11 protein-coding genes and 1 pseudogene are annotated in these 12381 nt (G+C 73.0%); 5 read left to right on the forward strand and 7 right to left on the reverse strand.

Annotated features, from left to right (window positions below; all coding sequences use genetic code 11):
* Nucleotides 1-54: 54 nt before the first annotated feature.
* Nucleotides 55-1691 (reverse strand): annotated as a pseudogene (locus J7I97_RS30625) (serine/threonine-protein kinase).
* A gap of 273 nt (nucleotides 1692-1964) precedes the next feature.
* Between J7I97_RS30625 and J7I97_RS30630 the strand changes: the two are divergent.
* Nucleotides 1965-2234 carry a hypothetical protein gene (locus tag J7I97_RS30630; protein ID WP_214941384.1) on the forward strand — a complete coding sequence of 90 codons (270 nt, stop codon included), beginning with the start codon at nucleotides 1965-1967 and terminating at the stop codon, nucleotides 2232-2234.
* A 121-nt stretch (nucleotides 2235-2355) separates the two neighbouring features.
* On the opposite strand, the gene J7I97_RS30635 is transcribed toward J7I97_RS30630, so the two are convergent.
* The 3 genes from J7I97_RS30635 to J7I97_RS30645 are packed head-to-tail and all read right to left on the reverse strand — an operon-like array spanning nucleotide 2356 to nucleotide 5496.
* On the reverse strand, nucleotides 2356-3624 hold the full coding sequence (locus J7I97_RS30635) for a CaiB/BaiF CoA-transferase family protein (RefSeq protein WP_251049717.1): 1269 nt from the start codon (nucleotides 3622-3624) through the stop codon (nucleotides 2356-2358).
* A gap of 52 nt (nucleotides 3625-3676) precedes the next feature.
* A complete protein-coding gene (locus J7I97_RS30640; protein ID WP_214941387.1) occupies nucleotides 3677-4468 on the reverse strand; it encodes an ABC transporter permease in 792 nt (263 codons plus the stop codon).
* Nucleotides 4465-5496, reverse strand: coding sequence for an ATP-binding cassette domain-containing protein (locus J7I97_RS30645; RefSeq protein ID WP_214941390.1), 1032 nt, complete (start codon nucleotides 5494-5496; stop codon nucleotides 4465-4467). The genes J7I97_RS30640 and J7I97_RS30645 overlap by 4 nt, the downstream gene beginning before the upstream one ends.
* Nucleotides 5497-5566: 70 nt before the next feature.
* On the opposite strand from J7I97_RS30645, the gene J7I97_RS30650 reads away from it, so the two are divergent.
* Nucleotides 5567-6280, forward strand: a complete 714-nt coding sequence (locus J7I97_RS30650) for a TetR/AcrR family transcriptional regulator (protein WP_214941393.1) — start codon at nucleotides 5567-5569, stop codon at nucleotides 6278-6280.
* Complete coding sequence (locus tag J7I97_RS30655) at nucleotides 6271-6426, forward strand: hypothetical protein (protein WP_214941396.1); 156 nt, start codon at nucleotides 6271-6273, stop codon at nucleotides 6424-6426. Before J7I97_RS30650 ends, J7I97_RS30655 begins: the two co-directional genes overlap by 10 nt.
* Here J7I97_RS30655 and J7I97_RS30660 read toward each other — a convergent pair.
* Nucleotides 6423-7547: a type ISP restriction/modification enzyme gene (locus tag J7I97_RS30660; protein ID WP_214941412.1), complete on the reverse strand. Its 1125-nt coding sequence runs from the start codon at nucleotides 7545-7547 to the stop codon at nucleotides 6423-6425. The genes J7I97_RS30655 and J7I97_RS30660 overlap by 4 nt on opposite strands.
* Nucleotides 7548-7706: 159 nt before the next feature.
* On the opposite strand from J7I97_RS30660, the gene J7I97_RS30665 reads away from it, so the two are divergent.
* Nucleotides 7707-7868 (forward strand): hypothetical protein, encoded by a 162-nt coding sequence (locus J7I97_RS30665; RefSeq protein WP_214941399.1) that lies wholly within the window; start codon nucleotides 7707-7709, stop codon nucleotides 7866-7868.
* Between the two features lie 39 nt (nucleotides 7869-7907).
* Here J7I97_RS30665 and J7I97_RS30670 read toward each other — a convergent pair whose 3' ends face one another.
* Both J7I97_RS30670 and hmgA read right to left on the reverse strand, forming a co-directional pair.
* On the reverse strand, nucleotides 7908-8657 hold the full coding sequence (locus J7I97_RS30670) for a GntR family transcriptional regulator (RefSeq protein WP_214941402.1): 750 nt from the start codon (nucleotides 8655-8657) through the stop codon (nucleotides 7908-7910).
* 109 nt (nucleotides 8658-8766) lie between these two features.
* Nucleotides 8767-10080, reverse strand: a complete 1314-nt coding sequence (hmgA, locus tag J7I97_RS30675) for a homogentisate 1,2-dioxygenase (protein ID WP_214941405.1) — start codon at nucleotides 10078-10080, stop codon at nucleotides 8767-8769.
* A 275-nt stretch (nucleotides 10081-10355) separates the two neighbouring features.
* Here hmgA and J7I97_RS30680 point away from each other — a divergent pair.
* A partial coding sequence (locus tag J7I97_RS30680; protein WP_214941408.1) for a right-handed parallel beta-helix repeat-containing protein occupies nucleotides 10356-12381 on the forward strand: 2026 nt, incomplete at its 3' end.

The following is a 12381-nucleotide window of genomic DNA, read 5'->3' on the forward strand; positions in this document are numbered from 1 at the left end:
GATACCGACCCACGCTCCTAGTGCCGTGGCCGGTGAACCTTGCCGGTCACGGCGCTAGGGACTGACCGCCGGGCTCGGCGTCCGCGTCGGGCCCGGTGAACCGGTCGCGCCAGGGGAGGAGGCCCCGTCCGTCGGGGTCTTCTCCTCGCACGTCACGGAGAACTCCAGCCACTCCGAGGCCGCCTGCGCGGGCGCCCGTACCTCCAGCCGGACCGCGTCCTCGTAGGTCGCGTCCGGCTGGTGGGTGAGCTCGGTGTGCTCCAGCTGCCGGCTCTTGGGGCCGCCCTCCTCATACGTGACGGACTGCCAGCCCGGGCCGGAGGTCGTCCCGCCCCGGGTGGCCCAGCGGTATTCCAGCACGGCCGGCACGCTGGTCAGCTCGACCGTGGCGGAGAAGGAGGGCGCCTGATCGGCCGGCGGCGGGCAGGAACCGCGGTAACTGTCGCGCACGGTGCTGACGTACACGGCGACCTGCTGCGCGGGCGCGCTCGGTGAGGGCGATCCGAGGGCGACTCCGAGGGGGACGGCGACTCCGAGGGGCTCTCGGAGGCGCTCTCGGAGATGGTCGGGGTATCCGTCGGGCTCACCCCGCCGCCGCCCCCATCGCGGTCGCGCAGCAGCAGCCAGCCCAGCACGGCCAGCGCCACCAGCAGCACCACGATCCCGAGGGTCAGCACCAGACCCGCCGGCCCCCGCCGCTGCGGCTCCGGGGCGTGACGCGGCACCGATGCCGGCCCGGGCGCCGGCATCGGCATGGGCATCGGCGGGGTGGGCGCGCCGTGCGGGGCCGTGCTCTCGGCGTCGTACCGGCGGTGCTCGACGGCCGTCGGCGAGTCCGGCCCGGACACCACCCCGCCGGAGGCGTGCAGGGACCCTCCCGCGCCGATGATCCGCAGCATCCGGGCCGTCTCCGCCGCGGGCAGCCGCTCGGCCGGGTCCTTCCGCAGCAGCCCCTCCAGTACCGGCGTCAGCGGCCCGGCCCGGCGCGGCGGCGGCAACTCCTCGTCCACCACCGCCCGCAGCGTGGACAGTGGGGTGTCCTGCCGGAACGGCGAGACCCCCTCGACGGCCATGTACAACATCACCCCGAGCGACCACAGGTCGGACTCGGGCCCCGGATCGCGCCCCAACGCCCGCTCCGGCGCCAGGAATTCGGGCGAGCCCACCACCTCGCCGGTCATCGTGATCGACGAGGACCCCTCCAGGCTCGCGATCCCGAAGTCGCTCAGCACCACCCGGCCGTCGTTGGCGACCAGCACGTTGCCCGGCTTGACGTCCCGGTGCAGCACCCCCGCCTCGTGCGCGGAGCGCAGCGCGGCCAGCACCTGCTCGCCGAAGTGGGCCGCCCGCTGCGGGGTGAGCGGCCCTTCGGCCTCCAGTACGTCGGCCAGTGAGAGCCCGCGGACCAGCTCCATCACGATCCAGGGCCGGCCGTCCTCGGTCACCACGTCGTAGACCGTGACGACCCCGCGGTGCGAGACCCGGGCCGCCGCCCAGGCCTCCCGCTCCAGGCGCCGGTACATCCGCGCGACCTCGGCCGGATCCAGCCCGGCGGGCGCCCGTACCTCCTTGACCGCGACCTCGCGGGCCAGCACCTCGTCCCGGGCCCGCCACACGATGCCCATGCCGCCGCGGCCCAGCGGGCTCAGCAACCGGTACCGGCCGGCGATGACACGCCCGTCGTCACCCATGTCTTCCGTCACGCGAGCTCCCCATGTGTGCCATCGGGCGATCACACCAAGTTAGCGCAGCGCGCGCTTCGTGACTGCTCTCACGGCGGGACTCTCCGTACGACTCCCCACGCGGCCGAAATTGTGCGGAGAGTAACGGTCGACTCCGCTGAGTAATCGTCAACTCCCCGTAGTAGCAGGGGTAATTCACACGACCGGGATACCCGAGCACGACGCGGGGGCGATAGGGTTACCCTGCCCGGGCCGGGTGCCCTCGTACGGGTGGGGAGAGACATGGAACAGATAGTTATGCGCAGCAGGCCGCCTCGCGTGCCTGCCATCACGTGCGGCAGCAGTGCGACCAGCTCGCGCCTCGACCGCCACCTCGCCGTGCTGGGCGGACCCGCCGTCCCGCACCACGAGGCGGCCGAGGCGACGCTGCTGATGCGCGAGCTCACCTCCCGCGACCACACGCACGTCCAGCGGAGCCGGAGCGCGCGCGTCGCACTCTTCGCGCCGCTGCGTCGGCTGCGTCGCACGCTCTTCGGCAGCCGCCGCTCGTAACTGCCCCCGCACCGCAGCCGGTTGCCCGGCTGCGCCCCGGCCCCGTCCCTGCTTCTCGGAGCTTCCCGGAGCTCCGGCAGTCTTCCGGAGCTCCCGGCAGCTTCCCGGAGGTTGCCCGGCCTCAGGCGATCACACCGTCCCGGCGCAGTGCCGTGATCTGCGCGCCCGTCATCCCCAGGGCGCGCAGCAGGGCCTCGGTGTGTTCGCCGAGCGCGGGCACCGCACCCATCCGCGGTTCCGCGCCACCCGGCAGTCCGATCGGCGGCAGCAGCGCCCGCAGCGGACCCGCCGGTGACCCCACCTCCCGCCAGCGGTCCCGCGCCGCCAGCTGCGGATGCCCCGCCAGCTGAGCCACCGAGTTCAGCCGCGCGCAGGCGATGCCCGCCGCCTCCAGCCGGGCGATCGCCTCGTCCGCGCCCAGCCGGCCCAGCGCCTCGGCCACCACCGCGTCGGTCTTCTCCCGGCTCCGGGTGCGCGCCGCGTTCGTCGCGTACGCCGGATCCGCCGCCACATCGGGCCGCTCCAGCACCTGTTCGGCGAGCCGCCGCCACTCCCGGTCGTTCTGCACCGACAGCAGCACCCGGTCCCCGTCGGCCGTCGGGTAGGCGTCGTACGGGGCGATGACCGCGTGCGCGAGGCCCGTCCGTACGGGCTGCTCCCCGCCGTGCATCGTGTGGTGCAGCGGGTGCCCCATCCACTCGGCGAGCGCGTCCAGCATCGAGACCTCCACCCGGCCCCCGCGCCCGGTGATCCCGCGGCGCAGCAGGGCGGCGAGCACCCCCGAGAAGGCGTACATGGCCGCCGCGATGTCCGCGGCCGGGATCCCGGCCTTGACGGGCTGCTCCGGGGTGCCGGTCACCGACACCAGCCCCGCCTCGCACTGCACGAGCATGTCGTAGGCCCGCTTGTGGGCGTACGGGCCCTCGGCGCCGTAGCCGGAGATGTCGACGGCGACCAGCCGCGGGTAACGCGCGCACAGCGCCGCCGAGTCCAGCCCCAGCCGGGCGGCGGCCCCCTGTGCGAGGTTCTGTACGAACACGTCGGCGCCGTCGATCAGGCCGTGCAGGACCTCCCGGCCGCGCGGGTCCTTCAGGTCGAGCGCGATCGACTCCTTGCCGCGGTTGGCCCAGACGAAGTGCGAGGCGAGACCCTGCGCGGTGGTGTCGTAGGCGCGCGCGAAATCGCCGCCGTCGGGCCGCTCGACCTTGACCACCCTGGCGCCGAGGTCGGCGAGCTGGCGGGTGGCGAAAGGGGCCGAGACGGCCTGTTCGACGGCGACGACGGTGACACCGTCGAGGGGCAGCGGATCGGCGGGGCTGTCGGTGGTCCTGTCGGTGGTCCTGTCGGCGGTGCTGTCGGTCGTGCCATCGGTGGTGCCATCGGTGTCCATGACACCGATGCCTATCCGGTCGGACCCCGCCCTGTCACCCCCCGGCGTCGCGTCAGCCGGCCATGCCCCGGGCGAACCGGCGCGTGGCCAGCGGCACGAACAGGGCCAGCAGGGCCAGCGACCACAGGACGGCCCCGGCCACCGGATGCGCCGCCGGCCAGGCCGCGCCCGCCGCAGCCTCGCCGCCGGCGTTCCCGCACAGCTCCCGCACCGCGGTGGCGGCGGCACTGATCGGGTTCCACTCCGCGACCGTGCGCAGCCACCCGGGCAGCCCCGCGGTCGGCAGGTACGCGCTGGACAGCATCGGCAGGACGAAGGTGGCGCTGCCGAGCTGGCCCGCCGCCTCCTCGCTCCTGCTCAGCAGCCCGAGGTACGTGCCGGCCCAGGCGGTGGCGAAGCGGAACAGCAGCAGCACCCCGAACGCCCCCAGCGCGCCGGGCAGTCCGGTCTCGATCCGCCAGCCCATGGCCAGCCCCACCAGCATCAGCGGCACCATCGAGACCGCCGTGGTCAGCAGGTCGGCCGCGGTCTGCCCGAGCGGGACGGCGGTGCGGCTCATCGGCAGCGTCCGGAACCGGTCCATCACCCCGCGGTGGGCGTCCTGCGCGGCGGTGAACATGCCGGTCATCAGCCCGTTCGCGGCGGTGGCGGCGAGCAGCCCGGGCACCAGGAACTCGCGGTACTCCGAGCCCGGCATGGCGAGCGCGCTGCCGAAGACGTAGCCGAAGAACAGCAGCATCGTGATCGGCATGGTCTGCGTGAGGATCAGCAGCGCCGGGGCGTGCCGGGCCTTCTGGAGCTGGCGGGTGAGGACGGCGCCGCCGTCCGACAGCAGGGTGCTCATGCCGCGTGCTCCTTGTGGTCGTCGGCGCTGTCGTACGCGCTGCCGGCGGCGCTGCGGCCGGCGGCGCCGTCGTCCGCACGGCCGTCGGCGGTGCGGACCTGGGTGAGGCGCAGGAACACCTCGTCGAGGGTGGGCGGGCGCAGGCTCGCGTCGGTCACCGGGACCCCGGCGGTGTCGAGTGCGCGGATGATCCGGGGCAGGGTCAGGCCGGAGTCCAGCACCGTCACGCCGACGGTGAGCCGTTCCTCGTCCAGCGCGGGCCGGCCGCCCGTGAGCTGGTCGAGCACGACGGCCGCGCCCGCCAGGGCCTCGGCCCCGGCGATGGTGACCTCGGCGTAGGCGCCGATCCGGGCCTTGAGTCCGGCCGGGGTGCCGGCGGCCACGGCCCGGCCGCCGTCGACGACCAGGATGTCGTCGGCGAGCCGGTCGGCCTCCTCCAGGTACTGGGTGGTGAGCAGCACGGTGGTGCCCTCGTCCGCCAGTGTTCGGACCGCCGTCCAGATCTGCTCGCGGGCCGCCGGATCCAGCCCGGTGGTCGGCTCGTCGAGGAACAGCACACGGGGGCGGGTGATCAGCCCGGCGGCCAGGTCAAGGCGCCGCTTCATGCCGCCCGACCAGGTGGAGGCCACCCGGTCGGCGGCCCCGGCCAGCCCGAAGCGGTCCAGCAGTTCGTCGGCCCGGTCGCGCGCGCCCGCCCCGCGCAGCCCGGCCAGGCGGGCGAAGAGCCGGAGGTTCTCCCGGCCCGTCAGGTCTCCGTCGACCGAGGCGTACTGACCGGTGACCCCGATGGCGCGGCGTACGGCGGCCGGGTCGCGGGTGACGTCGTGGCCCGCCACGAGGGTGCGGCCGCCGGTGGGCTCGGTGAGGGTGGCGAAGATCCGGACGGCGGTGGTCTTGCCCGCGCCGTTGGGGCCGAGGAGACCGCAGACCGTACCCTCCGGGACCGCCAGATCCAGCCCGCGCAGGGCGTGGAGCTCCCCGTAGCTCTTCGTCAGACCCTCACTAAGTACAGCGTACGTAGTAGTCATGCCCGGCACCCTACCCGACTCCGTACGGTGTACGTAACTAGGATGGTGGCGATGGATGAGGTGATGAGCGATGACACCCAGCGGCCGCCCCGCTGAACCCGAAGTGATCTGGGCCCGCCCGCAACGGGCCGGCCGCGGCCCCCGGCCCGCGCACAGCCGTGACTCGATCGCCGCCGAGGCCGTGCGGATCGCCGACGCGGAGGGCATCGAGGCCGTCTCCATGCGACGCGTGGCTGCGGGGATCGGCGCCGGGACGATGTCCCTGTACAACTACGTGCCGCGCAAGGAGGACCTGTATGAGCTGATGGTCGACGCCGTCAGCGGGGAGTACGAGCTGACGCCGCCGACCGGCGACTGGCGGGCCGACCTGCTGGCGCTGGCCCGCCAGACGCGGGCGCTCATGCACCGCCACCCCTGGCTGCCCCGGCTGCTGTCCCCGGTCTACGGATTCAGCCCGAACGCCCTGCGCTACCTGGAGCACAGCCTTCGCTGCCTGGCGCCGCTGGAGGTACCGGACGGCGACAAGCTGGAGCTGATCGCCTCGGTCAACGGCACGGTGGCGACCTTCGTGGACGGCGAACTGGCGCTGGCCGAACGGGCCCGCCAGCTGCCCTGGAGCGAGGCCGCCGAACAGGGCGTACGGATGGCCTGGCTCGGCTCCCGGCTCGCGACGGGGGAGTACCCGCTGCTGGCGGGCGCCCTCACGGCGTGGCCCGGCATCCCGGCCGAGCTGGGCGAGGTGTTCGACCGCTCGTTGACCCGGCTGCTGGGGGCGTGGGGGTAGGACCGGGGCACACGCCGTACGGGGCGGGCGAAATAGCCGCCCGGCCGGGCGGTGTGGTCTACGGGGAGGGCGAACTGGCGCCCCAGGCGCGGGACGTGGTCTACGGGAGGGCGAACTGGCCGCCGGGACGCCCGGACGTGGCCTAAAGCAGGGCGAACTGGCCGCCCGGGCCCTCCTCCTGGTGGTCCAGTACCGAGGCCGGGCGCCGGGCCCAGCGCGGTGCGGGCAGCAGCCCGGCGGCACGCAGCTCGGCGGCGCTGAGCTGCGGCCCGGTGGTGAACGCCGCCCGCTCCGGGGTCAGATCGGCCAGCAGCGCCAGGGTGGTGACCAGGGTCAGCAGCTCCGAGGTCCAGGCCTGCGGCCACTCGGCGGGGCCCAGCGCCTCCAGCCCCTCGGCGTCCGGCGCGCGGTGCGCGGTACGGGCGGCGAACCAGGCCTCCAGGACCCGCGCACCGTTCACCTCATACTCCCAGGCACCCCGCGGGACGGGGGAGACGGTGCCGGCCCCGAGGCTCAGCGTCTCGGTCTCCGGGTCGTACGAGAGCCCGTGCGGCCAGGCCGGCAGCGCGGAGCGGACGTAGGGCCGGCGGCCTCCGGGCAGCCGGGGCGGCTCACCGCCGCGCGCCCCGCGCAGCTGGACGGTGAGCAGCCGGTGCCCCAGCTCCAGCCCGGCCCGCCAGCGCTCCGGATCGGCGGCGAGCGGGACCTCGTACGTCCCGCGCGGCCCGGGGCGGCCCGCCGCGAGGATCCAGCACAGGACGTCCTCCGGGGTGACCCAGCCGCCGTAACGCCCGCCCAGCAGGGGCAGCAGGCCCGGCGTGAGATTGGGCTCGGCGCCTCCGGGACGCCGGTGCAGCGGGCGGATCCGGCCGAGGCGGCCGGCCGGGAGGTGCGCGGTGACCAGCAGCTGCGGCCCCTCGACGGTGAAGAGCTGGTGTTCGTCCCGGACCCGCCACAGCTCCGGGCGGGCCGTGTTGATCAGCCGCTGGTCGGGCAGCAGCCACTGCTCGTCGAAGCAGGCGCGCAGCACCCGTACGGGCTCGGGGCAGGCGCCGGGCGTATCGGCGAACCCGGCGGTGGCCGAGCGCTGGCCCGGCAGGGCGGCCGCCCCGGCGGCGGGAGTCCGGGTCCGGGACGGACGGAACAGCTGCTCCTGCTCGGCCCCTTCGGCGCCCGCCAGTGCCGCCCAGCGGGCACGCAGGGTGGCCGGCTCCGGGGCCGCCACCCAGTCGCGGCCCAGCCGCAGGGCGTCCACGGCCCAGGGCATCAGATCGTCCAGCAGCGGTACGTCTTGGCTCACCCGGCCGATGGTAGCGACGGGACCCGGCGGCCGGGCCCCGTCCAGGCCGAAGCGTTACGCTCCTTATGTACGGATAAGGCATGTATGCATACGACGTATACACGCCCGCCGACCGAGGAGACGGTCATGAGTCAGTACGACGAATACTCGACTCCGTCGCAGGCCGAGGGTGAGCGGCTCGACGAGGACATGGACGAGGTCCAGAAGAAGCAAATGCACCCGCAGACGACGCGGACCACTCCGTCCCAGGCGGAGGGTGAGCGCCGCGCGGAGGACGACGAGAAGTGACCACCCCGTGGGGCGGTCAGTGTGCGTCGACCGGGGCGGTCAGTGCGCGTCGACCGTCACCGTGAACGAGAAGCGGTCGCCGCGGTACCGGATCCGCGCCACATCCACCACCCGGCCCTCCTGGTCGTACGTCACGCCCGTGTAGTGCAGGATCGGGCTGAGCAGCGGGACCTGGAGCAGCTCCGCCGTGACCGGGTCGGCCAGCCGCGCCTCGACGGTGTCGGTGATGCGGCTGATCCGGACCTTCGCGATGTCACGGAGCACCTTGGTCATCGGCCAGCGCTCCAGATCGGCCAGATCAATGGCTCCGGCCAGCTCCGGGCGGACCGCGTTCTCCGCCCAGTTCGTCGGCTCGCCGCTCTCGCTGTCGTGGCGCAGCCTGCGGTACGTGACCACCTCGGGGGTGTCCGGGAAGTGCTCAAGCAGCTCCCCGGACACCGCCGTCCGCTCATGCCCGAGAATCGTCGTCCGGTCGCCCGACTGCTGGGCCACGATCGCGTCGACCGAACCCAGCAACCGGACGGGCGCCCCGCGCATCGCACCCGGCTCGATGAAGGTGCCGCGCCGCCGGTGCCGGCTGATCAGCCCTTCGGTCTCCAGCTCCTTGAGCGCTTGCCGCATCGTCAGCACGCTCACCCCGTAGTGCTCGGCGAGCTGCTCCTCGGTGGGCAGGCGCAGCGAGGCGTCCGGGGTGCGCCCGAGTATCGAGGCGCGCAGCGACTGTGACACCTGGTACCAGAGCGGAAGCTTCCGGTTCAGCACCAGCGAGTCGGGGGCGAAGGCGGTCACGGGTGGTTCTCCGTACGGCTGGGCAGGGGGCGCGTTGCGGGGGCGCTTTTCAGGGGCGCTTTCAGAGGCTGCTTCGCGCTTCGGGCGCTTTCGGGGGGCGCTGCGCATATTAGGCGCGGAAGTGGCGCTGGAGACCCTGCCAGACGTCGTCGTATCCGCGCTGGAGGTGGTCCGCGCTGGCCGCCTGCGCGGTGGCGGTGATCGGCCACCGGGTCTCGAACATGAAGGCCAGGCCGTCGTCGATCTTCTGCGGCTTCAGATCGGCGGCGCTCGCCTTGTCGAAGGTCTCCCGGTCCGGGCCGTGCGCCGACATCATGTTGTGCAGCGAGCCGCCGCCGGGCACGAAGCCCTCCGCCTTGGCGTCGTAGGCGCCTTCGATCAGGCCCATGTACTCGCTCATCACGTTCCGGTGGAAGTACGGCGGGCGGAAGGTGTCCTCGCCGACCAGCCAGCGCGGGGCGAAGACCACGAAGTCCACGCCCGCCAGGCCCGCGGTGTCGGAGGGCGAGGTCAGCACCGTGAAGATCGACGGGTCGGGGTGGTCGTAGCTGATGGTGCCCAGGACGTTGAAACGGCGCAGGTCGTAGACGTAGGGCACGTGACTGCCGTGCCAGGCGACCACGTCGAGCGGGGAGTGGTCGTAGGTCGCGGCCCAGAGGTTGCCGCAGAACTTGTTGACCACCTCGGTCGGGCGCTCGCTGTCCTCGTACGCCGCCACCGGGGCCCTGAAGTCCCGTACGGCGGCGAGACCGTTGGCGCCGATGGGGCCCAGGTCCGGCAGCTCGAAGGGGCGGCCGTAGTTCTCGCAGATGTAGCCGCGGGCGGTGTCGTCGAGCAGCTCGACGCGGAAGCGGACCCCGCGCGGGATCAGGGCGACCTCGCCGGGGCTGGCGCTGAGCAGGCCGAGCTCGGTGCGCAGCAGCAGTCCGCCGCGCTCGGGGACGATCAGCAGCTCGCCGTCGGAGTCGCTGAACACCCGGTCCGTCATCGAGGCGTTGGCGGCGTAGAGGTGGATGGCCATGCCGCTGCGCTGGGCGGCGTCGCCGTTGCCGCCGAGGGTCCACAGGCCGGCCAGGAAGTCCGTGCCGGGGGCCGGGTCGGGCAGTGGGTTCCAGCGGAGGCGGTTCGGGTCCGCCGCGGCCTCGGTGAAGGGCGCGGTGCGCAGCCCGCCGTTCTCGATCCGGGCGAACGGCGGGTGCGCGGCGGAGGGACGGATCCGGTAGAGCCAGGAGCGACGGTTGTGGCTGCGCGGCTCGGTGAAGGCGCTGCCGCTGAGCTGCTCCGCGTAGAGGCCGAGGGGGGCTCGCTGGGGGGAGTTCCGGCCGAGCGGGAGCGCGCCGGGGACGGCCTCCGAGCTGTGCTCGTTGCCGAAGCCGGTGAGGTACTCCAGCGCCTCCGCCGTCTTCCTGGCCTGCTCGCTCATGGCTGCTCCCGCTCTGTCGCTCCGTCGAAGGAATCCTATGGTTGACAGTAGGATTCCGCGGCTCGCGCGTCAACGGGCGGATTTGCGACGCGGACGCGTCAATGGGCGGATTCGCGGCACGGACGCGGCAACGGTCGCGATGGGGACGCGTCAGCGGCCGAATCCGCGATGCGGACGCGTCAACGGCGGAATTCGCGATGTGTACGCGGCCAACAGCGGAATTCGCGATGCAGAGGGGGATCCGAAAAGATGAACATTGCTCTACTCTCACGCGCATGTCGTGGACCCGCAGGTTCCCTGCCGTGCCGGCGGCGCTCCTCGCCGCCCTCCTAGCCGTCCTGTCCCTCTTCCTCGCCGCCCCCGCCGCCCACGCGCACGAAGAGCGCCCCGTCGCCCTCCCGGACGGCACCGGATCCGTGCCGGAGTACCGCAAGGCCGAGCCCGACCTCGTGGTGTGCAAAACCGACCGGCCCGCCTTCGAACGCCGTATCGCCGGCTTCCCGCAGGAGCTGAGGCAACGCAACCTCGCCCTCTATGAACGGTGCGACAAAAGCGGCTACCGGCACCTCCAGGAGGCCGTCGACGCCGTGGACCGGCCCGGGATGAACATCGCGATCCTCCCCGGCCTGTACGAGGAGGAGCCCTCGCTCCCGAAGCCGACGGGGGAGTGCGCCGCGCTCAAGGCGCCCAACTCCTCGCTCGGTTACCAGATCCTGTCGTACGAGCAGCAGGAGCGGTGCCGCCACAACCAGAACCTCGTCGCGATCCTCGGCAAGACCAACCTGCAGATCGAGGGCACCGGCGCGTCCCGGCTGGACGTCGTCATCGACGCCAAGTACCAGAAGCTGAACGCCATCCGCGCCGACAAGTCGAACGGCATCTACTTCCGCAACTTCACCGCGCAGCGCACCACCTTCAACTCGCTGTACGTGCTCGCGGGCGACGGCTTCGTCATCGACGACGTGCTGACCCGCTGGAACGACGAGTACGGCTTCCTGACCTTCGCCAGCGACCACGGGCTCTACAAGAACTGCGAGTCGTACGGCAACGGCGACTCCGGCCTCTACCCCGGAAGCGCCTCCAACATCAACGACGGTCGCGGCTACGACGTCCCGCGCCACTCCATCGAGATCACCGGCTGCCGCAGCCATCACAACATGGTCGGCTACTCCGGCACGGCGGGCGACTCGGTGTGGGTGCACGACAACGAGTTCGACCAGAACATGGGCGGCGCCTCGATGGACAGCGCCTTCCCCGGACACCCCGGACTCCCGCAGAACCACGCGAAGTTCGAGCGGAACCTGATCCACGACAACAACCAGGACTACTACGGCTTCGTCGCCGACGGCACCTGCGCCAAGCCGCCCATCGAGCGTGGCTACGAGCAGGGCGTGGTCTGCCCGCAGATCTCCATGCCACCCGGCACCGGCGTCATCACCGCCGGCGGCAACTGGAACCTGTACGAGAACAACTGGGTGTACGGGCACAGGCGTGCGGGCTTCTTCCTCAGCGCCGTCCCCGCCTTCATCCGCGGTGAGGAGGAATGGTCGAAGCAGGCGGACACCTCCCACCACAACCGGTACGCCGGCAACGTCCTGGGCAAGGACAAATCCGGCGCCTCCCGCCCCAACGGCATGGACGTGTGGTGGGACGGCCAGGGCCGCGGGAACTGCTGGCAGGACGGACCCGACGGCTCCACCCCGGGCACGCTCCCGCAGTGCGGCGACCGCCGGGGCGACGTCAGCGGCGGCTCCGCCCGGCTGGCCGGCGAACCGGTGAAGCTGGCCCAACTCCTCGTCTGCGCCGACTACAACGTCCAGGCGCGCAAGCTCCCGGCGGGCTGCGACTGGTACGGGGCGCGCGGTCTGCAACGGGTGGAGACCCAGATCGCGCTGGCGGTGGCGGCGGTGCTGCTGCTGGTCGGAGGGGCGCTGTGGTGGCGCCGCCTGCGCCACTCCCGCCTGGCCACGGCCGCCGCCCTGCTGGGCCTGGCCGGCCTGTCCCTGGACGTAGCCGGCTCCACCATGCCCCTGACCCCCACCCCCGTCCCGGCCCTGGCCCTGCTCCTCCTCGCCCTGTACTGGACGGGCACCGCCCTGGCCCTACGGCCCACCCGCCCATGGCTGGCCCGCCTGACCCTCCTCCTGGGCGCACTGACCCTCGTGGACGCCTTCGACAAAGCCGTCGCAATGATCCCGTGGATCCCCCTCGGCCCCGCCTGGATCCGCGCCCTGATCACAATCCCCTGGCTCCTCTGGTCCGCCACCGCAGCAACCCGCCCCACCCCCACCACCCCGCCCC

The sequence above is a fragment of the Streptomyces sp. ISL-87 genome (genome assembly GCF_018614095.1).
Lineage (GTDB): Bacteria > Actinomycetota > Actinomycetes > Streptomycetales > Streptomycetaceae > Streptomyces.

What these genes read in the sequence shown, in the direction of transcription:
- J7I97_RS30630 (WP_214941384.1), top strand. Translation starts at nt 1,965, where the DNA reads ATGGAACAGATAGTTATGCGCAGCAGGCCGCCTCGCGTGCCTGCCATC.
- J7I97_RS30635 (WP_251049717.1), bottom strand. Translation starts at nt 3,624, where the DNA reads ATGGACACCGATGGCACCACCGATGGCACGACCGACAGCACCGCCGAC.
- J7I97_RS30640 (WP_214941387.1), bottom strand. Translation starts at nt 4,468, where the DNA reads ATGAGCACCCTGCTGTCGGACGGCGGCGCCGTCCTCACCCGCCAGCTC.
- J7I97_RS30645 (WP_214941390.1), bottom strand. Translation starts at nt 5,496, where the DNA reads ATGACTACTACGTACGCTGTACTTAGTGAGGGTCTGACGAAGAGCTAC.
- J7I97_RS30650 (WP_214941393.1), top strand. Translation starts at nt 5,567, where the DNA reads ATGACACCCAGCGGCCGCCCCGCTGAACCCGAAGTGATCTGGGCCCGC.
- J7I97_RS30660 (WP_214941412.1), bottom strand. Translation starts at nt 7,547, where the DNA reads ATGCCCTGGGCCGTGGACGCCCTGCGGCTGGGCCGCGACTGGGTGGCG.
- J7I97_RS30665 (WP_214941399.1), top strand. Translation starts at nt 7,707, where the DNA reads ATGAGTCAGTACGACGAATACTCGACTCCGTCGCAGGCCGAGGGTGAG.
- hmgA (WP_214941405.1), bottom strand. Translation starts at nt 10,080, where the DNA reads ATGAGCGAGCAGGCCAGGAAGACGGCGGAGGCGCTGGAGTACCTCACC.